The organism is Sediminibacillus sp. JSM 1682029, from assembly GCF_041366435.1.
GTDB classification, from domain to species: Bacteria; Bacillota; Bacilli; order Bacillales; family Amphibacillaceae; genus Sediminibacillus; species Sediminibacillus terrae.
The window spans coordinates 404,927-423,435 of sequence record NZ_JBEWYY010000001.1 but is presented as its reverse complement, the minus strand read 5'-3'; the positions used below and the strand labels follow the sequence as shown (position 1 = coordinate 423,435).

19 protein-coding genes and 1 riboswitch are annotated in these 18,509 nt (G+C 43.7%); of the genes, 11 read left to right on the top strand and 8 right to left on the bottom strand.

Annotated elements, in window-relative coordinates; all coding sequences use genetic code 11:
• Nucleotides 1-269: 269 nt before the first annotated feature.
• Together ABVF09_RS02085 and ABVF09_RS02080 are read left to right on the top strand one after the other, a co-directional pair.
• Nucleotides 270-680, top strand: a complete 411-nt coding sequence (locus ABVF09_RS02085) for a hypothetical protein (RefSeq protein WP_371068508.1) — start codon at nucleotides 270-272, stop codon at nucleotides 678-680.
• The gene (locus ABVF09_RS02080) at nucleotides 649-1,818 is read left to right on the top strand and encodes an amidohydrolase family protein (protein ID WP_371068507.1); all 1,170 of its coding nucleotides are present in this window, start codon (nucleotides 649-651) and stop codon (nucleotides 1,816-1,818) included. The genes ABVF09_RS02085 and ABVF09_RS02080 overlap by 32 nt, the downstream gene beginning before the upstream one ends.
• Nucleotides 1,819-1,859: 41 nt before the next feature.
• On the opposite strand, the gene guaC is transcribed toward ABVF09_RS02080, so the two are convergent.
• Nucleotides 1,860-2,843 carry a GMP reductase gene (gene guaC, locus ABVF09_RS02075; protein WP_371068506.1) on the bottom strand — a complete coding sequence of 328 codons (984 nt, stop codon included), beginning with the start codon at nucleotides 2,841-2,843 and terminating at the stop codon, nucleotides 1,860-1,862.
• A 321-nt stretch (nucleotides 2,844-3,164) separates the two neighbouring features.
• On the opposite strand from guaC, the gene ABVF09_RS02070 reads away from it, so the two are divergent.
• The 3 genes from ABVF09_RS02070 (at nucleotide 3,165) to ABVF09_RS02060 (ending at nucleotide 4,981) form a co-directional block, all read left to right on the top strand.
• Nucleotides 3,165-3,827: a ribonuclease H family protein gene (locus tag ABVF09_RS02070; protein WP_371068505.1), complete on the top strand. Its 663-nt coding sequence runs from the start codon at nucleotides 3,165-3,167 to the stop codon at nucleotides 3,825-3,827.
• A gap of 151 nt (nucleotides 3,828-3,978) precedes the next feature.
• Entirely contained in the window at nucleotides 3,979-4,344 is a 366-nt protein-coding gene (locus ABVF09_RS02065) for a PadR family transcriptional regulator (protein WP_371068504.1), read from the top strand.
• Complete coding sequence (locus ABVF09_RS02060) at nucleotides 4,319-4,981, top strand: permease prefix domain 1-containing protein (protein ID WP_026570672.1); 663 nt, start codon at nucleotides 4,319-4,321, stop codon at nucleotides 4,979-4,981. Before ABVF09_RS02065 ends, ABVF09_RS02060 begins: the two co-directional genes overlap by 26 nt.
• 355 nt (nucleotides 4,982-5,336) lie before the next feature.
• Here ABVF09_RS02060 and ABVF09_RS02055 read toward each other — a convergent pair whose 3' ends face one another.
• Nucleotides 5,337-6,035 carry a ChbG/HpnK family deacetylase gene (locus tag ABVF09_RS02055; RefSeq protein ID WP_371068503.1) on the bottom strand — a complete coding sequence of 233 codons (699 nt, stop codon included), beginning with the start codon at nucleotides 6,033-6,035 and terminating at the stop codon, nucleotides 5,337-5,339.
• A 21-nt stretch (nucleotides 6,036-6,056) separates the two neighbouring features.
• Nucleotides 6,057-6,785 carry a GntR family transcriptional regulator gene (locus tag ABVF09_RS02050; RefSeq protein ID WP_371068502.1) on the bottom strand — a complete coding sequence of 243 codons (729 nt, stop codon included), beginning with the start codon at nucleotides 6,783-6,785 and terminating at the stop codon, nucleotides 6,057-6,059.
• A gap of 366 nt (nucleotides 6,786-7,151) precedes the next feature.
• Between ABVF09_RS02050 and ABVF09_RS02045 the strand changes: the two genes are divergently transcribed.
• The 3 genes from ABVF09_RS02045 to ABVF09_RS02035 all read left to right on the top strand — a co-directional run bounded on the left by ABVF09_RS02045 (nucleotide 7,152) and on the right by ABVF09_RS02035 (nucleotide 9,922).
• On the top strand, nucleotides 7,152-8,441 hold the full coding sequence (locus ABVF09_RS02045) for a PTS sugar transporter subunit IIC (RefSeq protein WP_371068501.1): 1,290 nt from the start codon (nucleotides 7,152-7,154) through the stop codon (nucleotides 8,439-8,441).
• 237 nt (nucleotides 8,442-8,678) lie between these two features.
• Nucleotides 8,679-8,987, top strand: coding sequence for a PTS sugar transporter subunit IIB (locus ABVF09_RS02040; RefSeq protein ID WP_026570666.1), 309 nt, complete (start codon nucleotides 8,679-8,681; stop codon nucleotides 8,985-8,987).
• A gap of 170 nt (nucleotides 8,988-9,157) precedes the next feature.
• Complete coding sequence (locus ABVF09_RS02035) at nucleotides 9,158-9,922, top strand: YkgJ family cysteine cluster protein (protein ID WP_371068500.1); 765 nt, start codon at nucleotides 9,158-9,160, stop codon at nucleotides 9,920-9,922.
• A gap of 224 nt (nucleotides 9,923-10,146) precedes the next feature.
• Here ABVF09_RS02035 and ABVF09_RS02030 read toward each other — a convergent pair whose 3' ends face one another.
• Nucleotides 10,147-10,908 carry an ABC transporter permease gene (locus ABVF09_RS02030; protein ID WP_026570664.1) on the bottom strand — a complete coding sequence of 254 codons (762 nt, stop codon included), beginning with the start codon at nucleotides 10,906-10,908 and terminating at the stop codon, nucleotides 10,147-10,149.
• Complete coding sequence (locus ABVF09_RS02025) at nucleotides 10,909-11,637, bottom strand: ABC transporter ATP-binding protein (RefSeq protein ID WP_026570663.1); 729 nt, start codon at nucleotides 11,635-11,637, stop codon at nucleotides 10,909-10,911.
• Between the two features lie 213 nt (nucleotides 11,638-11,850).
• Nucleotides 11,851-11,951: riboswitch (TPP riboswitch) on the top strand.
• Between the two features lie 70 nt (nucleotides 11,952-12,021).
• Between ABVF09_RS02025 and thiT the strand changes: the two genes are divergently transcribed.
• The 3 genes from thiT to ABVF09_RS02010 all read left to right on the top strand — a co-directional run bounded on the left by thiT (nucleotide 12,022) and on the right by ABVF09_RS02010 (nucleotide 15,332).
• Complete coding sequence (thiT, locus tag ABVF09_RS02020) at nucleotides 12,022-12,630, top strand: energy-coupled thiamine transporter ThiT (protein WP_153462381.1); 609 nt, start codon at nucleotides 12,022-12,024, stop codon at nucleotides 12,628-12,630.
• 41 nt (nucleotides 12,631-12,671) lie between these two features.
• Nucleotides 12,672-13,886 (top strand): EAL domain-containing protein, encoded by a 1,215-nt coding sequence (locus ABVF09_RS02015; protein ID WP_026570661.1) that lies wholly within the window; start codon nucleotides 12,672-12,674, stop codon nucleotides 13,884-13,886.
• Nucleotides 13,887-14,171: 285 nt separating this feature from the next.
• Nucleotides 14,172-15,332 (top strand): endo-1,4-beta-xylanase, encoded by a 1,161-nt coding sequence (locus tag ABVF09_RS02010; protein ID WP_026570660.1) that lies wholly within the window; start codon nucleotides 14,172-14,174, stop codon nucleotides 15,330-15,332.
• 199 nt (nucleotides 15,333-15,531) lie between these two features.
• Here the strand turns inward: ABVF09_RS02010 and ABVF09_RS02005 are convergent, their stop codons facing one another.
• From ABVF09_RS02005 to ABVF09_RS01995, 3 genes are all read right to left on the bottom strand, one after another.
• Nucleotides 15,532-16,566, bottom strand: coding sequence for a serine hydrolase domain-containing protein (locus ABVF09_RS02005; RefSeq protein ID WP_371068499.1), 1,035 nt, complete (start codon nucleotides 16,564-16,566; stop codon nucleotides 15,532-15,534).
• Between the two features lie 83 nt (nucleotides 16,567-16,649).
• A complete protein-coding gene (locus tag ABVF09_RS02000; protein WP_026570658.1) occupies nucleotides 16,650-16,844 on the bottom strand; it encodes a hypothetical protein in 195 nt (64 codons plus the stop codon).
• The gene (locus ABVF09_RS01995) at nucleotides 16,808-18,364 is read right to left on the bottom strand and encodes an ABC-F family ATP-binding cassette domain-containing protein (protein WP_371068498.1); all 1,557 of its coding nucleotides are present in this window, start codon (nucleotides 18,362-18,364) and stop codon (nucleotides 16,808-16,810) included. Before ABVF09_RS01995 ends, ABVF09_RS02000 begins: the two co-directional genes overlap by 37 nt.
• Nucleotides 18,365-18,509: the final 145 nt, after the last annotated feature.

The following is an 18,509-nucleotide window of genomic DNA, read 5'->3' as shown; positions in this document are numbered from 1 at the left end:
TTCCACTCCTTTACCGATTTTCATTCACTTCTTCTGAACAGTACTAGAACAGAACGAAGTTTCCACCCTTTAGTTTAGCTTAAATAAAAGATAAGTTGTAGTAAACGGACTTGAAAAAGGCGAAGAAATGAAAAATGGGGGAAATCCACTTCTTTATTCATGGAAATACCTTTCAGACAGTGATAGCTCCGATTGGCAGATAGGAAAAGGAATCTTTTCTTCTATATAGAAGTAGTATTGTATAGCATGCTTACAAGGAGGGGGTTACGTTGCGGATAGAAGAAGAAGTCGCTGCCAAAGTTTATCGGATGAGAGAGCTCCACGAAGACTTTTCTAGAGGCTGTTATCAAGAAATGAATGACAATTATTCAAACCATTTTACCGGAAAGCTCTATATGCCTGCGATTGGGGAAGTAAGGACTTTTACAGGAGAAGAAATCAAGGAAGGGAACAAAGAGGCTGCATCTTACTATAAAGGGAAAAAGATCATGTTTATCTATTCGGGGCTGCAAATTGTCCCGCAGTCCGACAAACAAGCTGCTGTATCATATCACATCACTCACAAGTCGGACGGCAAACTTGTCAACACACTCTCGTTGGAAGTATGGGAAAAAGAAAAAGATGGGGAATGGAGAATGATCAGGTGGTATGAAGAAAAAGGGATTGGAAGGCCGATCTAAGTGGTACCTGCTATATTTGTCCATTTATTTGGCATTTTTAGCAGGTGTCGTGTTTGCGGTGATGAATCAACAAAGCAAAGCAGTAATGTTAAATGATACGGAGTACACGCCGGATACCGCCATGCCGGAAGCTATAGCAGAAATGAGAAGGGAAAAGGGATACAAGCCGCTGCATGAAGTCTACAAAGACTTGCCGATTGTAGATGTGCACAGCCATAGTGTACATGATCTGCACAGGAGTGAAACGCACGATATGAGCCATGTAACGATCGGCAAAGACGTGTGGGAAAAATATGGTATCGATAAAACGGTCTTGTTCGGGGATGTTTCTGCACCGTCGGCTGTCCGCACAGATCGCCTTGCCTGGCGTTATTACAGGGAATATCCAGATTTAATATATCCATCTTTTTCTGGTTTTCCTTTGGAAAAGGGGGAAAATGGAATGGACAGGGTAAAAGAAAATCTGGAAAAAGGATACCTTGCAGTTGGAGAAGTTTATGCTGCATCGACTTATTCTCCAAGTGCCGATGTATTATGGAAAGGGCGGCATCCATATTGGGGGATACTCCCGGATATCTATCCATTACTAGCATCTTACCGTACACCGATTTTGCTGCATATCGATCCCCCGGAAGGTATTAACATAAATTATTTAAAGACAGCGCTTCGCAAAAACCCGGAAACGATCTTTATTTTCGCCCACGCAAATGTCTTTAATTCACCGGAAAACTTGGAGCGGCTGCTTGCTGAATTCGATAATCTATATATAGATTTTTTCGCTGGTTTTACCAAGTATAATTCAAATAGCAGTCACTCGCTGGAGGATTTTGTTCCGCTGATTGAAAAATATCCTGATCAATTTTTTCTCGGTTCTGATTCAGGGGTGGAGATCGGAATCGAAAAGGCATACCGGGCAATGTATGAACTGATTGATCGACTAAGCCCTGAAACAGCGGCAAAGGTTGCTTTTCAAAATTATGAGCGGTTGATAGAAGAACAGCCGGCGACCGAATTGCAGAAACAAACCATCAGAGAACTTGCGGCGGAATTATCGCTGGAAGGCAAAACGTATCGACTCAATAAACGCAAAGCCAATGAAATAATTTTTTCCTTGCAGGACCAGAGGTCAAGCCCGTGATAAAAAAGGTGAGCCGGAAAGAATTCCCGCTCACCTTTTTGTTAGTACACTTTGTCGCCGTTGAAAATAGAATTTTTAACAATCACGTAATCTACATTGCGAATGGCGTCGAGCTTGTTGCCTCCCGCATATGAAATAGAGGATTGCAAATCTTGTTCCATCTCTTTCAACGTATCGGAAAGATATCCTTTATGCTCGACAAGCATCTTTTTCCCTTCGACGTTCTTCTTTTCTCCTTTTTGGAATTCAGAAGCAGAACCGAAATATTCTTTGAAAAGCTTGCCGTCCGTTTCGATTGTCTCGCCCGGAGATTCTTCATGGCCCGCGAACAGAGATCCAATCATGACCATGGAGGCACCGAACCGGATTGATTTGGCGATATCGCCATGCGTCCGGATTCCGCCGTCGGCAATAATCGGTTTACTGGCGGCTTTGGCGCACCAGCGCAGTGCAGCCAGCTGCCAGCCGCCGGTTCCAAAACCGGTTTTGATTTTTGTGATACATACTTTGCCAGGGCCGATACCGACTTTTGTCGCGTCGGCGCCAGCGTTCTCCAATTCCCTTACGGCTTCCGGAGTCCCGACATTGCCGGCGATGACAAAGCTGGCAGGCAAATGTTTTTTGATATGCTGGATCATTTCGATGACAGCATTCGAATGGCCATGGGCTATATCGATGGTGATGTATTCCGGCGCAAGCTGCGCTTTTGCCAGTTCTTCGACAAAATGGTACTCTTCTTCCTTAACACCCACACTGATGGAGGCGATCAAACCACGATCCTTCATATCCTTCGTAAAAGCAAGACGTTTCTCTGGTTCGAATCGGTGCATGATATAGAAATAACCATTTTCGGCTAAATATAATGCGATTTTTTCATCGATAATCGTCTGCATGTTGGCGGGAACCACCGGAAGTTTGAATGTGTTGCCGCCAAGCGTTACGGTTGTGTCACATTCTGAACGACTGTCTACGATACACTTTGCAGGGACCAATTGAATATCTTCGTAATCAAATACATTTTCCATGTTATACACCTCTAAACACGAATATTATGATGAAGTTCAATGTTAATGTTCGTACATAGGGTAATTTACATCATTTTTAAGCAGTTGTCAAAGGTTTTATTAGGGTTAAAACAGAACTATTCTATATATATAGACATCATTTTTATCTGAATGAATGATATAATGCAGGCTGACCGGGTACACTGGTTGTAAAAACAAAATGGACCTTTGCCTACATCATAAGGCGGAGAATGCTAAGCAGCGGGATTATACTTTTGCACATAAGTCTCTTGTTAAACACCAGCTCCAGCTGAAAATCGTCCTGATAAAGGAGGGATACGTATGGATATCCGTATTGAAATGCTATATCAGACTCCAAAAGGAACAACGGCCAGATTCCATTCGGAAGAAATGAATCCGGGAAAAGCGATCCTGATAGCGGAGGATTTGGAAAAATCCGGACGGGCAAAACAAATCCACTTTCTCGATAGCCGCGATATGGGATGGACGTTAAAGGAATTAAAAAAATTTATTGCTGAAATAGAAACAGAACCACATAATGTCACGGTATATTTTGATGGCGGCTTTGACCAGGATATGCAGCATTCGGGTTTAGGATGTGCTATTTATTATGAACAAAACGGAAAATCGCTTCGTCTGAGAAAAAATGCACAAGTAGAAGAGCTGGATACGAACAATGAAGCAGAATATGCCGCTTTTCATTTGGCGCTGCAAGAGTTGGCGTATATGGGGGTGCATGACCTTCCTGTCACTTTTATCGGTGATTCGCAGGTTGTCTTACATCAATTGAGTGGGGATTGGCCATGTTATGAAAAAGAGCTATCCAAGTGGATAGATCGCATCGAAACCCTGCTGGATGAACTGGGCATCGATCCTTCCTTTCAGCTTGTTTCCCGCAAGTTGAATAAGGAGGCAGACCAGCTCGCTACACAGGCGCTGCGTGGGATAGCCATCACAGGTACGAAAGAAGTAAACAAAACATAAAAACGGAGAAAAATACTGAAATTGGCAAGTGAGAAAGCTTCCGGTTTCAGTATTTTTTTGATTTTATTTTCGATACATTATTATTTGTGATAAATTACCTTGACAGACAAAGTAATGTGTTTTAAATTGTATTTCAGGAGGTGATGAAAAATTGGCCAGTAATATTTCGACAGACCTGATCAGAGGGCACACTGACACCATCATATTGAATGTATTACAGCAGGGGGATAGCTATGGCTATCAAATTTACAAGACGATTATCGCGCTCAGTGGAAGTCAGTATGAATTGAAAGAAGCGACGCTTTATACTGCTTTTCGCCGATTGGAGAAGGAGGGGTATATCGCTTCTTATTGGGGGGACGAAACGCAAGGAGGACGCCGGAAATACTACCGTATAACAGACACAGGTATGCAGCGTTATAAACAAAACAAACAGGATTGGCATTTTGCCAAGAATGTTTTGAACCGATTAATCGAGGGAGGAATTCAGAATGAAGAGAATGAACCAGGATCTTAATCAAAAAATTCGATCCTATGTAGACAATTTGTTTGCTGGAATTGGCGATAGTCAACAGTTGTACGAACTAAAAGAGGAGCTGTCCATCAACCTGAAGGAAAAGGTCATCGATTATAAAAAAGCCGGCATGAATGAAGAGGAAGCCTTCAAGGAGGCTGTTAGTTCGATGGGTGATTTGAGCGGCCTCGTTGAGGATATGCGGCAGATCGGCCAGGATCAGACGAGAAAAGAGGTCTATTCTTCCATGACCGCCCGTGTTTCCACTGTTGGATTAATCACTGGCATACTGATTGGTCTTTTCGGTCTGTTGACAATGGCTATGCTGTATTTTATGAAGCTTCCATTGGAAGCTGTTACCGGACCGGCTATTTTCATCGTGTTAGGTGGAGCGCTTATCGCATACAGTCTCCTGACTAGGGAAACAAACAAAAAGTACGCCATGACCAAGGTGCGTGCCATGCTATATGGTTTGTCGGTCGGATTGATTCTGTTCAGTTTGTTTACGGCATTTACTTCCGGTTTTGCGACTGGTGAAATTTTTATCGGAATCAGTTCTTTCATGGTGTTTTTCCTGGCTGGGTTTGGCTTGTTGCTTGGGCTGTTGTTTACAGGGACAGACCGGAAAAAAGGAAGGTAAGAAATTTGTTTCCACAAGATGAACACATACCATACGAGAAACCATTGATGAGAGACGAAAAGCCCCCTTTGCGTTGAAGCAGAAGGAAGCTTTCCGAAAAAGTTGTCTGATTTCGTCCCTTGAAGACAGGGACCGGGGAGAAGTGTTGGCGCACTTCTCTTTTTTATTATAACGAATAAGATAGTTTGATTCTACTAAGCAAAGCTATTTATGGTGCGTGTTCTAAAAAGAAGAATAAAAAGGAAGAGGAAATTTGAGTTCGGCGTAGGTTTGAGAAACGGAATGTATCCACTAAAAAAGAGATCAGCGGAAAATCGAGCCGATGGAGAAATACGAAGTGTCCTTTTCGCCGCACTTATAGAAGCGTCACCCAATCTGGTATTTCCAGCGAACAAAGGATTTTTCTTTCAAGATCGCGTGGTTCGTTATAGGAACTGTTTGCTTGAAGCTCGGTATCTACAAAAGCCGGATGGGTCATGACTTCCACTTTACCGGTTGGGACCCTGGGTAAGTGATCGAATATCTGCCTGGTTATTCCTTGTCCATAAAAATCTGTCCACAGAACATCGGTCAAAAGGTGATCGGGATGGCAGCGAAGCGACTCTGCAAATCGAACAGGAACCCGATAGTCTTCAGCTAATCGCAGCGTCAACTCTTTCAGTGGTTCCCAGCCATGAATATGATGGTGGCTGTCGATATGATGAAGGGGCAACCCTGTAGAAAGAAACGCCTCCAATTGCGTCCGCCATTCTTTTTCGGTTTCCTTCAAATCAGGAACAGTGGTTTCACGAAAGTTACTCCTCCGGAGAAAGGTGCCTTCTTTGTCGACAATCTGCTTTAAGTCAGGACACAGGGCTTTTCCCCAAGTAAGAACAAGGTGGATTCCGACCTTCAAACGAGGATGATGTTTTGCCGCTGCTACAGCATCCTCCACGGCAAGACCATTCATCATTAAAGTTGCGGAACCTACCACTCCATTCACAAAAGCTTCTATGATTCCGTCATTGACGCCTTTCGTCAAACCGAAGTCATCTGCATTAAATAAAACTTCCATCCGTCTGTTTCCTTTCTTTTATTAAGTATTTTGGTCATACAATCGTTCGATGATGAAATTTGTTTTGTCTCCGCGAAAATAGGAGTGTGAAAATTCGATCTTGTTTCCGTGCTTATCTTCTGCTGTTGTCTCGATATAGAAGAGCGGCAATCCAGTGTCACACTGTAAATGGCTGCAGATTCGCTCGTTTGCAAAGGTGATTTCTACTTGTTCAGTCGTTTTTCCAATCGGAATATGAAAGACGTCTTGTAAGGCTGCATAGAGGGATGTTTCGGCATGCTGTTTCGTAAGACCGGGTGCTATGTGCCAAGGGATATAAGAAATTTCATATTGGATTGGTTCTTGGTCTGCCAGCCGGATTCTCTCTATTCGCTGCACGGCATCGTTGATGGATATGGATAAAGAGTGGGAAAGTTGCTGATCAGCCGGGATTACCTGAAGGCCGAGTAACATGATTTTTGGCTTCTTTCCTTGTATTGCTATCTGGTCGCTATACCGTTCGATTGTGTGGGAAAGGGTTTGCTTTACCTTTAGATCTGCTACATATGTACCCCGCCCTTGATGGCGTGCCAGGTATCCTTCTTGTGTCAATTGATTCAAGGCTGTTCTCACGGTCGTTCTGCTCACGTTAAATATGTTGCAAAGTTCCATTTCCGTCGGAATCTTTTCGCCGATTTGGTAGTGGCCGGTTTTAATGCTAGTAAGCAATTCCTCTTTAATGTATTCATGTAATGATAGATTATTGTTCATTGCATAACTCCCATCTGAAAAGCGGCTGTAGTTTGTTATGACAAATCCGGCTCTTACTCCATATTGTATGGGCGGAGAATTATTTGTATGATACATTTTCTGTGCCTCTGACGCATAAACATCTTTAAAAAGAACTTGTCATGACATTCGACTTCTGATCTGTGAAAGGAATGATCATCAATGTGATGGATGAAATTATTGGCCGTGGACTGAACTGAATGGGAATTGCCAGGTTGTTTAATTGGGTATAGTCGGTGAATTAACTGGCTGTAAAGAAACAGGGGAAGAAATGAAAAGGTGACTAACCTAAACCACGGAACTGCATATATTCACTCTTCCCATCATTTCATTTAGGGGGTAATCGGAATGAATCATCCGCTCATGCAAAGGTTTATTGAAGTAGCCGGGAGGATAGGGGCTCAGCGTCATCTAGTTGCTATCCGGGATGGTTTTGTCGCCATCATGCCGCTCGTTATCATTGGGTCGATAGCGATCCTGATAAACAATTTTCCGCCTTTCGGAAGTTTCGACTTGCCAGGTATATTAAATGGTATTTTCGGTGAGGGAAACTGGCAAAAGGTGGGCGGGAGTATTTGGAATGGCACGTTTGCAGTTCTCGGTTTGTTGATCGCATTTTCCATTGCTTATAATCTGGCAAAGTCTTATGAAATAGACGGATTGTCTTCAGGATTGATAACTGCAGCTGCTTATATCATGCTTGTTCCCGAAACCCCGGACTGGGGATTGAGTTTTGCCTGGTTGGGGGCACAGGGGTTGTTTGTCGCAATTATACTAGCATTGGTTCTTACTGAATTATTTCGTTACCTGCTTCAATCCAGGCTGACGATAAAAATGCCGGAAGGGGTACCTGATGGAGTCGCCCGTTCGTTTACCGCGCTGATCCCTGCATCCATCATTTTGATCCTCGTAGGCTTGTTTCAAGCTCTGATGAGTCACTTTGCGGAAATCAGCATTTTTGAATGGATTTTCAATATCATTCAAGAACCTTTGCAAGGACTTGGAAATACGCTGCCGGCAGCAATGGTTGTATCTTTCTTGAATCACTTGTTATGGTTCTTCGGTTTACATGGAACCAATATTATCGGTTCTGTCATCGAGCCGGTTTATCTGCCGCTCATCGAAAAAAATCTCTCCTTGTACCAAAGCGGCGTTTCCGCTTTCGATGTACCGAATATCGTGACCAAACCATTCCTCGATTCTTTTGTGTTCATGGGTGGATCCGGTACGACAATCGCTTTGCTGATTGCTATATTTTTCGTCATCCGTCAAGAGAAAAATCATCCATATCGGGAAGTTGCAAAGCTATCGGCACCGGCTGGGCTTTTCAATATAAATGAACCCGTCATCTTCGGACTGCCGATCGTACTAAATCCAATTATGATGCTCCCCTTCATACTCATTCCTGTAATACTCACAGTTACAACCTATATCGCGCTGGCAACCGGAATCGTTCCTAAAACTGTCGCCATTCTCCCATGGACGACGCCTCCGATTTTGAGTGGGTATCTAGTGACAGGAGGAAGCTGGAGGGGGATTGCTCTCCAGATATTCAATCTGGCTTTGGCGGTAATCCTTTATATTCCGTTTGTCGTGGCCGGTATCCGGGCGTTGAAACAAAGAATGGAGACAAGATAGATGGGGGATCGGGAGCAACTACAGTTTTTTTGACGATTTTACCACCAGGATTTACGGTTTCCGGTGAGTCTTTGTCCGTTGTTTTAGCAGAGTTGTATTTCAAAACATCGGTATTACCTGGATGCTATCGAACGCTTTCAGACAGAAGGCGGGAGATTTGGATATTGGCTTATCGATGACAGTAAGAATTGGCAGGCATAGTAATTGCATTTATACGGAAGGGGGAGGAAAAGCAAGATGAATATCATTCTTGTATGCTCGGCTGGTATGTCGACGTCGATGCTGGTTTCCAAAATGAAAAAAGCGGCTGGAGACAGGGGATTGACGGCAAATATTGAGGCGGTTTCCGAGTCAGCGCTAAAGCGTAAATTGGATAATCTCGATGTGGTGCTGATAGGGCCGCAGGTAAGGTATTTGGAGAAGAAAATAAAAAGTCAGTTGGAACCGAAGGGAATAAAAGTGGCTGTAATCGATCAAATGGCTTATGGCATGATACAAGGCGAAAAAGTGCTCGACCAGGCGCTTGGACTATACAAAGAAACATAAATTGCCCGGGTATGCGGATTGGCCGGGAACGCTTAGCTTGAAGAGCGTTCCTGGCTTTTTTATGGATGTGGAATGGTTGTACGGAGCAATAGAAATATCAAGTTCCTATTTACTTCTCCCCGGAAAAAGTGAACAATAAGAAAGCAACGATCAATAAGGGAGACAAATGCATGGAAAAATATCTAAGCTATGAGGAAATTCAAAATAGATGCGGTAAATTACATGAGAAGTATCAAATCGAGGAAGAAAGATTTTATAGGGTAGTGGAGATATGGGCGGAAAGCCATATGTCGACGGAAGGCAAATTGATTGGGAGTTTTCTCGAGTTGCTGGAAGTCGTCAGTGAAGAAATGGATACGATACAAAGCAACCTGGAAATGGAGACTTCTTGTCAGATGGGATGTGCGTTTTGCTGCTATTATCCTATTATTGTCAACAAGATGGAAGCAAAACTGATGAAGCAGACGATAGCTTCATTTCCTGAACAGCGCAGGAAGAAACTTTACGCTCACATCGATTCTTATTTCCAAAAATACAGCAAGCAGCTGGAAGAACTGTCAGCCATTGAAACGGAAACCGACCAGGAATTCAAACTAGCCTACCGGGAAAAACAACTGCCATGCGTGATGCTCGATACAAAAACCAATCAATGCATGGCGTATGAAATCAGACCGATTCCTTGCCGGACTTACGTGAATTTTGCTGATCCAAAAGTTTGTCAGCAAAACATCATGCCGAAAGAAACCGTGAGCTTTGAATTTTTATATGGCGAGTATATGGGCGCACTCAACGAATTTCTGCAATACCTTTATGAAGAAGAAGGTACAGCCTTCGTTGATTATCCAGACGACCTCTACGCCCAAGATTACCTGTTCAACTGGCTTAAAGACTACAGATTCGATGATGGGGCCGATGCCGGGGTCAGTCCCCGATGACCTAATTCCTCTCAATCTGAACGTTTTGGGGACTGACCCCAAATGGGGGACTGCAGCATCACTAAATGGGCTGAATGTTGACAGGACGGGGCTCGAGGGTTGTGAAGGTCTGACCCCGATTCCATAGGTTGTCCCTTTAATTTGGTGAGGGGGTCAGTCCCTCTCGCTGTTACTGGGTAATAATGAATGGCTCGTAGGGACTGACCCCCAAATCATCCGAATGTTTATTCTTTCATTCTGTTTTTGACGAGCTGCATGCGTTCGTTGAATAAGGTCGGATAGGACATGTAACCGAGCAGGATGCTGGTGACCACGGCTGTTGTCAGGATCAGGAACAAAATTAACAATTGAAATTGAACGGCTTGAACTGGGTCTGCACCTGCTATGATTTGGCCGCTCATCATTCCCGGGAGCTGGACGAGTCCGATGGTTTTTTGGCTCTCTATGGTCGGTATGGTACTTGCTTTGATGGAAGTGATCAGTTGGCGATGGATCGCTTGTTTAGGTGTACCCCCCAATGAGAGGATCAATTCTGTTTCGTCCTCGTGGTCTTCCACCTCTGAAGTAAATCGATTCAAAAACAGGATCGACAACACCATGGAATTACCGATGATCATTCCGCTGATTGGAATGATATATTGCGGAGTGGGCGGAGTAATCGACAGCCCGAGCAGAATTCCTTGGGTAAGGACTTCCACGACTACAAAGGTAAGAACCAGCTTCCATGTGATCCCCTGGATTGAGCGGCCTTTCCTGCGTGCGTTTTGGGTGGCTGCCGCGATCATCAGGACGACCATCAACAGGATGTACAGCATATTTTCAGCGTCGAATACATACTGCAAAAGATACCCGACTGCCAGAAGCTGGATAATCGAGCGGACTGCAGCGATGATTGTATCTTTTTCCAGTTCCAGTTTCAATGCTTTCGATAATAAAAGCGGAATGAGAACGAAAATGAGAGCGAGGGACAAAGTAAGATAATTCATTTAGTCCTCCCCCTTTACAAACCGTCTGACTTGTTCATTGGATGGGTCATTCAACAGACTGCTTTCCCCTGTCTCTACAACCTCGCCAGCGATCATCACCCAGGTATAGTCTCCGAGGTTTTTTGCCTGTTGGAGGTTGTGGGTGATCCAAATCATCGTCGTGCCATACTTTTCATTTATTTTGACAATCAGCTCTTCGATGTCTTGTTGGGAAACTCGGTCAAGCGAAGCGGTGATTTCATCCAAAAGTAAGATATCCGGCCGGTTGACTAGAGTGCGTGCAATTGACAACTTTTGCCGCTGACCACCAGATAAATCTTTAATGTTCTGTTGAAGGATGTCCTGCTTCAGACCGACTAAGTCCAACAATTCTAATGCCTTCTCCCGGCGAAGTTCTTCTCCCTGCAGTTTGAGAGGAAGAGTTAGGTTATCGAAAACACTTCCACTTATCATGGTAGCGCTTTGCAAGGCAATTCCGACTTTCCTGCGAAGCTCGACAGGATGATATTTTTCAATATGTTTGTCCTCCACATAAATATCTCCAGAACTGGTTTTACGCAGGCCGTTGATCAACCGGAATAAACTCGTTTTACCAGCACCGGATGGCCCGACCAAGGTTGTGATTTTTCCTTCAGGAAAAGAGCCGGTTACTTGTTTTAATATTTCCTGTCCATCGGCAGCGTAAGTTACATTTTCTAGACGAACGGCCTCCTTGACTGTCACTGGCATGAATGATTCTCCTTCTCTCTAGTTTGCAAGTACAATCAGTTTCCCCAATATAGACGGTTCCTATTTTCCCTTTGTACCAGATCAATTTTAACAAATATCCTGAAGATTTGCTGACCGAATCGATGCTGTCTATATGAAGAATCTACGCAAAACTCTACCACCCTCAGGGAGAATCAGGTATAATAAAATTAGCGCAACACACAATTACATAAGCGAAACCACAAGGGGAGCTATATGCTGAGAGTGAACGGAACTGTTCTGACCCTTTGAACCTGTTAGTTAATGCTAGCGCAGGGATGTGGATGATGGTGGATCGGATTCTGGCTGTCTGCATACATGTTCTCCCTTGGTGTTTCGTTTGGAAAAGGGGAGTTTTTTTATATGTTGAAAAAGTTGGGTTTGGTTGCATTGATTGAAGCATCATTTTTCGCTGCACTGGCATTTGTTTTTGACTTGCTGCCTTCAATCAGATTGTCGCCATCGATTTCCATCTCGTTCGCCATGGTACCGGTTCTACTGCTTGCTTTCAGAAGGGGCTTCGTTGTCAGTGCTCTTGCCGGCCTTATTTGGGGATTATTGCAAGTAGCGCTTGGGGATGCCGCACGCTCTTTTCTGACGCCTTTACAAGGATTTATCGAATACTTTGTCGCTTTTGCATTCGTTGGGTTTGCCGGCCTTTTTTATCAACCGGTTCAGACTGCATTTCGCAAGGGGAGGAAAAGAACCGCTTTATGTCTCGTGACTGCTGCTGTTTTTGTCGGCAGTATCGCACGTTATTTTTGGCATTTCATCGCCGGTTTCATATTTTGGGGTGAATATGCGCCCGAGGGAATGAACCCAGTCTTGTTTTCCTTTATTGCCAACGGGGTGACAGCACTTGGTGCCGCTGTATTGTGTTCTATAGTGACTGTATTGGTAGTAAGCAGTGCACCTTCGTTGATCAAGCCCAAAGTGACTGCCGCCACTGTCACTCCTCCGCGAAAGGCTTCCTGAGAGATAAATAATAGAATGGTTACGGAAGGTAGGGGTAACTCATGGATCCATTGGACATCCTGGACAATTTACAGAGTATAAAGCCTGTCTACCAGCCTATTGTCAGTGCGATCCGTCATTCGGTAGCAGGCTATGAAGTGCTGGGAAGATTCAGGGTCAAAGGAGAATGGGAAAGTCTCGGCCCCTTTTTTCACGATCCGGATGTACCGGAAGAGTTTAAGGTAGAAGTCGATCAACATCTGCTTCAAATCGCTTTAACAGAAATGCTGGACTCAGAAGTTGACGGTTATTTGTTTATAAATCGGAATGCCAAGCAGCTAATGGTGAATGACGGAGAAGACCTGTTGCAGCTGCTGCTCGATTTCGAGGCAAAAGGGTTTGCGATGAACCGTATTGTCATCGAAGTTACGGAGCATGACTTCGATGAGGCGTTTGAAAATTTAAATCATCTCCTGCTTTATTATAAAACATTCGGCATCCAGATCGCAGTCGACCACGTTGGAGCGAAAAGCTCTAACATTGACCGGATCCGCCAGCTGGAACCGCACATATTAAAAATAGATACGGATATCATCCGCCGTCATAACGCGGATGGTTTTCAGGATATCATGCATTCATTATCCATGCTCGCCAGGCGGATCGGAGCGGCTTTATTGTTTGAAAACATAGAAGATAATTTTCAACTGCATTTTGCCTGGAAGCATGGTGGCCGTTTTTACCAGGGATATTACTTGGCAAAACCGGGTTTTACGATGGACAATCAGTCCGTATTAGGGGTGAATGTAACGGATAAGGTATCCGAATACATCCAACGGGAAAAACAACTGGTGGAACAACGTCTGTATCACGTGCTGAATTGGGAGAAAAAAGTGAAAAAAAACCAGGCACAGTGGGAAGGAATCAAAAATGCTGATCATTTTATCGAAGGCTTGACGAGTGACTTTGAGGAAGAGAGTTTCCGGATGTTTATCTGCGATAGTGACGGTCACCAGGTATCTTCCAACTTTCGCAAAAGAGACGGCCATTGGGAAATGGAACCTGACAAAATAGGGTCGAACTGGGCATTCCGTCCTTACTTCCTTGAAAATACTATGCAGATGAAAACGTGGAGTAGAGGGATACTGTCCGAAATCTATTCGGATATTGAAACAAGAGAAATGATTCGAACGTTTAGCTTTCCGCTGACAGATGAGTATTTTTTGTTTATTGATATCCGCTATGCTTTTATATTTGAGAACGAATCGCTGCTAATCTGATCGGGGCAGCCATCACGCACAACATTAGCTATGAGCCTGGCAAATGCCGGGCTTTTTTTGATGGGCAAAAGGGTGGTCATTAGGCCGGAGTAAATGGAGAGATATAGTTCCATTTACTTATTTTCCTGAAAAGTTAGTTCGTTTAATTGATAAACAAAGTTAAGCTGTTTATAATGAAAGGGCTTACAAACTAGAGAAGGGAGTTTATCATATTGCTTCTCTAAGTTTATAAGATGGGAGGGATGAGGAGGGTTTTGTAACTATTTAAAAAGGAGGAAATGATTGATGCTACAAGTCCTACGAAAACCTATAATTGCAGGCCTTGCCTTATCTTTGCTGGTTCCTGTTGGCGCTCGTTCTGTGGTGGCGGAACAAACAGAAAGTGCTGCTAGTGCCTTAGAAGTTCCATCTATCCAGGAAAGATATCAGGATTCTTTTGCCATTGGAGCCGCTGTGGAGCCTTATCAGTTGGAAGGAACACAGGGAGAAATACTTAAACACCATTATAATAGCATTGTTGCGGAAAACGTCATGAAACCGGTCAACATTCATCCGGAAGAAAAGCGTTATGATTTTGAAGAAGCAGACAAGATTGTACAGTTTGCCAGGGAAAATAACATGGAAGTCCGTTTCCATAATCTCGTCTGGCACAGCCAGGTACCAGAATGGTTTTTCCTCGATAAGCAGGGGAATAAGATGGTGGAAGAAACAGACCCGAAGCAACGGGAGAAAAACAAGCAATTACTATTGAAGCGGTTGGAAAAACATATAAAAACTATTGTGAAGCGATATAGAGATGATGTAGATTCATGGGATGTAGTCAATGAAGTAATCGATGAATATGCTTCTAATGATCGCGGACTGCGTGAATCCCCGTGGTATCAAATAACGGGGACCGACTATATTAAGACTGCCTTTGAAACAACCAGGAAATACGCTGGCGAAGATGCAAAACTTTATATCAATGACTACAATACAGAAGTAGAACCGAAGCGAACGTACTTATACAATCTTGTTGTTGACATGCTAGAACAAGGTGTTCCGATAGACGGCGTGGGCCATCAATCCCATATCCAGCTTGGTTGGCCATCCCTTCAGGAGATGGAAGATTCGATCAATATGTTCGCAGATCTGGGGCTTGATAACCAAATCACCGAACTCGATGTCAGCATTTACGGTTGGCCACCAGTTCCAGCATATCCAACATACGACGCCATTCCGGACAGTGTCTTTACAAACCAGGCACAGCGCTATGATGATTTATTTGCCTTGTATGAGAGACTGGAAGATAAAATCAGCAACGTCACCTTTTGGGGAATTGCAGATGATCACACCTGGCTTGATGATAGGGCCGAAGAGTACAATGATGGGGTAGGAAAAGATGCTCCGTTCGTATTTGACCCGGATTATAATGTGAAGCCTGCCTATTGGTCCATAATGGACTGAATAGGTAGTGAAGAAACACATAATGGTATGGACTGCCTGGACTACGGCAGTCCTTTGTTTTTTAACCGATTCCCATATATGGAACTTATGATTCCATTTGGTTTAAAGGAGACCGTCTTCACATTAATGTTAATACAACAGATCAGGTAACTACCCTACATACATAATTGCATAACCAACCTTATAAAAAGCAACACCCTCAATATCGTTTTGTTAATGGAGGAAGCAGTCGCTTGTACACTTGGCCGATGATACCTTTCAATTGGTGTACACCCAGGCCTGCATTCGTCATGATAACCGCACCGGTTCCCAAGGAAGGATAAGCGACAAGCATCGATTGAAAGCCAATTCCCCAACCGAGAGAAGAGATCTCCTTTTCTCCCTCTATCCAGTCCATAAACAACCCAAAACCTGAAAAGGGAGCACACCCTTGGGGGGAGGACATTTCTTCTGCAAGAGAATGTGAGAGTACTACGGAGCTTTTTCCGGCCGTAGCAAGAAGGAATTCATTCAATAAAAAATTCAGATCAGTAGGGGTTGTCCATAAACCTGCTGCTGCAGGAAATGGATACTCCGTATATTTTTCATTAACAAGCCGGCCAACCTTATTGTGACCGGAGGAAAGCTTTTCTTTTTCTGTTAATGTATATGTACTGTTTTTCATATGCAACGGTTCAAACAATTCCTCTTTCATTATTGTTTCAAAGGATTTTTCGGTAATATCTTCTATCAAAAGCTGAATAATGCAATAGCCGGCATCTGAATAATGAAAAATACCCCCTGGTTTTTCTTTGATATGGACTGGTTGGGGGCAGTAAGCGGTTTTGCCTATCAATACATCTTCCATAAGGGGGAAGCCTTCAGCTTCGTTAAGAGGACCGAAGCTTTCTTCGGGATCCTTTATTCCTGCTTGATGGCTTAGCAATTTGCGTAATGTGACTTTGTTTGTTTTTGTCAGGGGTGATTCGGGTACTTTCCAGGATACTAGTTTCCTATTTACATCCTCATCCAAGTCCAGGATTCCTCTTCCTGCGAGTTTCATCACAAGCATGGCTGTGACAAACTTACTGATGGAGCAAGCGCTGAATAACGTGTCAGGTTTTACGTGCTGGTTTGTACCAGCTTCTGCGATACCGAAACATTCCGTTGATTGAAGGTTATACTTCTCGATAATCGCCAAACTCATTCCAGGAACAGTGGACTGCTCCACCAAGGATGCTAACTGTTTACCCATTTTTTCATCTCCCCATCTGTATTTCTTTCTATTATATAACAAGAACATATGTTCGTAAATGGAGTGATGAAAGTTGTTAAGGATTAAATATAGAACCATTTATCAAAAACGTCCAACAGAGCTGGAATCAAAGCCGGATCATCCCATTCTTTAACATCGATAATACAAAAACCGAACGAGCCTCGAAGCATCGTTCGGTTTTTGCTTTGGCGATTGTCTTTTTGTCCGTTGTTATCATTCGTTAGAACATTTTCGTCGTCCAATCTTCGCAATTCCATTTATCCGTGACGATCCCCTCATAGAAATCCGGCTCGTGGGAAATCAACAATACACTCCCTTTGTATTCGGAAAGGGCACGCTTCAATTCTGCTTTTGCATCCGGATCCAGGTGATTGGTCGGTTCATCCAAAACAAGAAGGTTTGTTTCCTTGTTGAGCAATTTGCAAAGACGGACTTTTGCTTTTTCTCCGCCGCTGAGCACTTGTACTTTGCTTTCCATATGCTTTCTGGTAAGTCCGCATTTAGCGAGAGCGGCCCGCACTTCCTGTTGGGTAAAATGCGGGAACTCGCTCCATATTTCTTCAATGCATGTGGTGTCCGATTCCTTTTTCAACTCTTGTTCGAAGTAACCGATATGAAGGTGCTCACCCAATTGAACAGAGCCGGAAACAGCAGGGATTTCACCAAGAATGCTGCGGAACAATGTCGTTTTGCCGATACCGTTCGCTCCATACAAAGCGATTTTTTGCCCGCGCTCCATTGAAAGATTCAATGGACGAGACAAAGGTTCGTCATAACCGATGACCAATTCGTTGGTTTCAAACAAATACTTTCCTGGAGTCCTTGCTGTTTGAAACTGAAAGGAAGGCTTCGGCTTTTCCGCATCCAGTTCGATGAGATCCATTTTATCCAATTTCTTCTGCCGTGACATCGCCATTTTGCTTGTAGCTGCATTTGCTTTATTTCGGGCAACAAAATCTTTTAAATTGGCGATTTCCTTCTGCTGCTTCTTGTAAGCTGCTTCCAGCTGTTGCTTTTTCATCTCGTACACACGGAGAAATTCATCGTAATCTCCCGGATAGCGGGTGATTTCCTGATTTTCCATGTGATAAATAACATTGATGACACTATTTAAAAACGGAATATCGTGCGAAATAAGGATGAAAGCATGATCGTATGTCAGCAAGTAATTTTTCAACCATTCAATGTGCTCCACATCCAAATAGTTAGTCGGCTCATCGAGCAGGAGGATGTCCGGTTTTTCCAGAAGCAGCTTGGCGAGCAGCACTTTCGTCCGTTGACCGCCGCTTAAATCGTGTACGTCCCTGTCAAGACCGTAATCATTCAGTCCCAAACCGTTTGCAATTTCTTCTACTTTCGCATCGATTGTATAAAAATCGTTATTGGTCAAAGCGTCCTGGATCTGGCCGGTTTCTTCCAAGATAATCTCAAGTTCCTCCGGTTCCGCTTCTCCCATCTTTGCATACAGTGCGTTCATTTCTTCTTCCATGTCGAATAAATATTGAAAAGCCGTTCGCAACACGTCGCGAATCGACATCCCTTGTTTTAAATCCGCATGCTGGTCGAGGTAGCCGACCCTGGAACGCTTTGACCAGGTGACGGTACCGGCATCCGGTTCCAATTTTCCGGTGATAATATTCATGAACGTGGATTTTCCTTCGCCATTGGCGCCGATCAATCCGATATGCTCTCCTTGCAACAGGCGAAACGAGACATCGTCGAAAATCGCCCTGTCTCCAAATCCATGGCTCAAGTTAGTTACAGTCAATATACTCATTGTAAACACCTTTTCTAGTTGTTATCGTCTTTCTTATTATAAAGGGGATTGGAGAAAAGCGATAGGGGGGAGACGAGACGGTGAAGTGCCATCGACAATGACGGTCATGGTATAATGAGAAACAGTATATTTCACGTACACCCTT

Bases quoted from the DNA above. Each gene is read 5' to 3' on its own strand.
- ABVF09_RS02080 (WP_371068507.1), top strand. From the start codon at position 649: ATGAAGAAAAAGGGATTGGAAGGCCGATCTAAGTGGTACCTGCTATAT.
- ABVF09_RS02035 (WP_371068500.1), top strand. From the start codon at position 9,158: ATGGAAAAATATCTAAGCTATGAGGAAATTCAAAATAGATGCGGTAAA.
- ABVF09_RS02005 (WP_371068499.1), bottom strand. From the start codon at position 16,566: ATGGGTAAACAGTTAGCATCCTTGGTGGAGCAGTCCACTGTTCCTGGA.
- ABVF09_RS02015 (WP_026570661.1), top strand. From the start codon at position 12,672: ATGGATCCATTGGACATCCTGGACAATTTACAGAGTATAAAGCCTGTC.
- ABVF09_RS02045 (WP_371068501.1), top strand. From the start codon at position 7,152: ATGAATCATCCGCTCATGCAAAGGTTTATTGAAGTAGCCGGGAGGATA.
- ABVF09_RS02070 (WP_371068505.1), top strand. From the start codon at position 3,165: ATGGATATCCGTATTGAAATGCTATATCAGACTCCAAAAGGAACAACG.
- ABVF09_RS01995 (WP_371068498.1), bottom strand. From the start codon at position 18,364: ATGAGTATATTGACTGTAACTAACTTGAGCCATGGATTTGGAGACAGG.
- ABVF09_RS02000 (WP_026570658.1), bottom strand. From the start codon at position 16,844: ATGGAATTGCGAAGATTGGACGACGAAAATGTTCTAACGAATGATAAC.
- ABVF09_RS02060 (WP_026570672.1), top strand. From the start codon at position 4,319: ATGAAGAGAATGAACCAGGATCTTAATCAAAAAATTCGATCCTATGTA.
- ABVF09_RS02025 (WP_026570663.1), bottom strand. From the start codon at position 11,637: ATGCCAGTGACAGTCAAGGAGGCCGTTCGTCTAGAAAATGTAACTTAC.
- ABVF09_RS02040 (WP_026570666.1), top strand. From the start codon at position 8,679: ATGAATATCATTCTTGTATGCTCGGCTGGTATGTCGACGTCGATGCTG.
- ABVF09_RS02010 (WP_026570660.1), top strand. From the start codon at position 14,172: ATGCTACAAGTCCTACGAAAACCTATAATTGCAGGCCTTGCCTTATCT.
- guaC (WP_371068506.1), bottom strand. From the start codon at position 2,843: ATGGAAAATGTATTTGATTACGAAGATATTCAATTGGTCCCTGCAAAG.
- ABVF09_RS02055 (WP_371068503.1), bottom strand. From the start codon at position 6,035: ATGGAAGTTTTATTTAATGCAGATGACTTCGGTTTGACGAAAGGCGTC.
- ABVF09_RS02030 (WP_026570664.1), bottom strand. From the start codon at position 10,908: ATGAATTATCTTACTTTGTCCCTCGCTCTCATTTTCGTTCTCATTCCG.
- ABVF09_RS02050 (WP_371068502.1), bottom strand. From the start codon at position 6,785: ATGAACAATAATCTATCATTACATGAATACATTAAAGAGGAATTGCTT.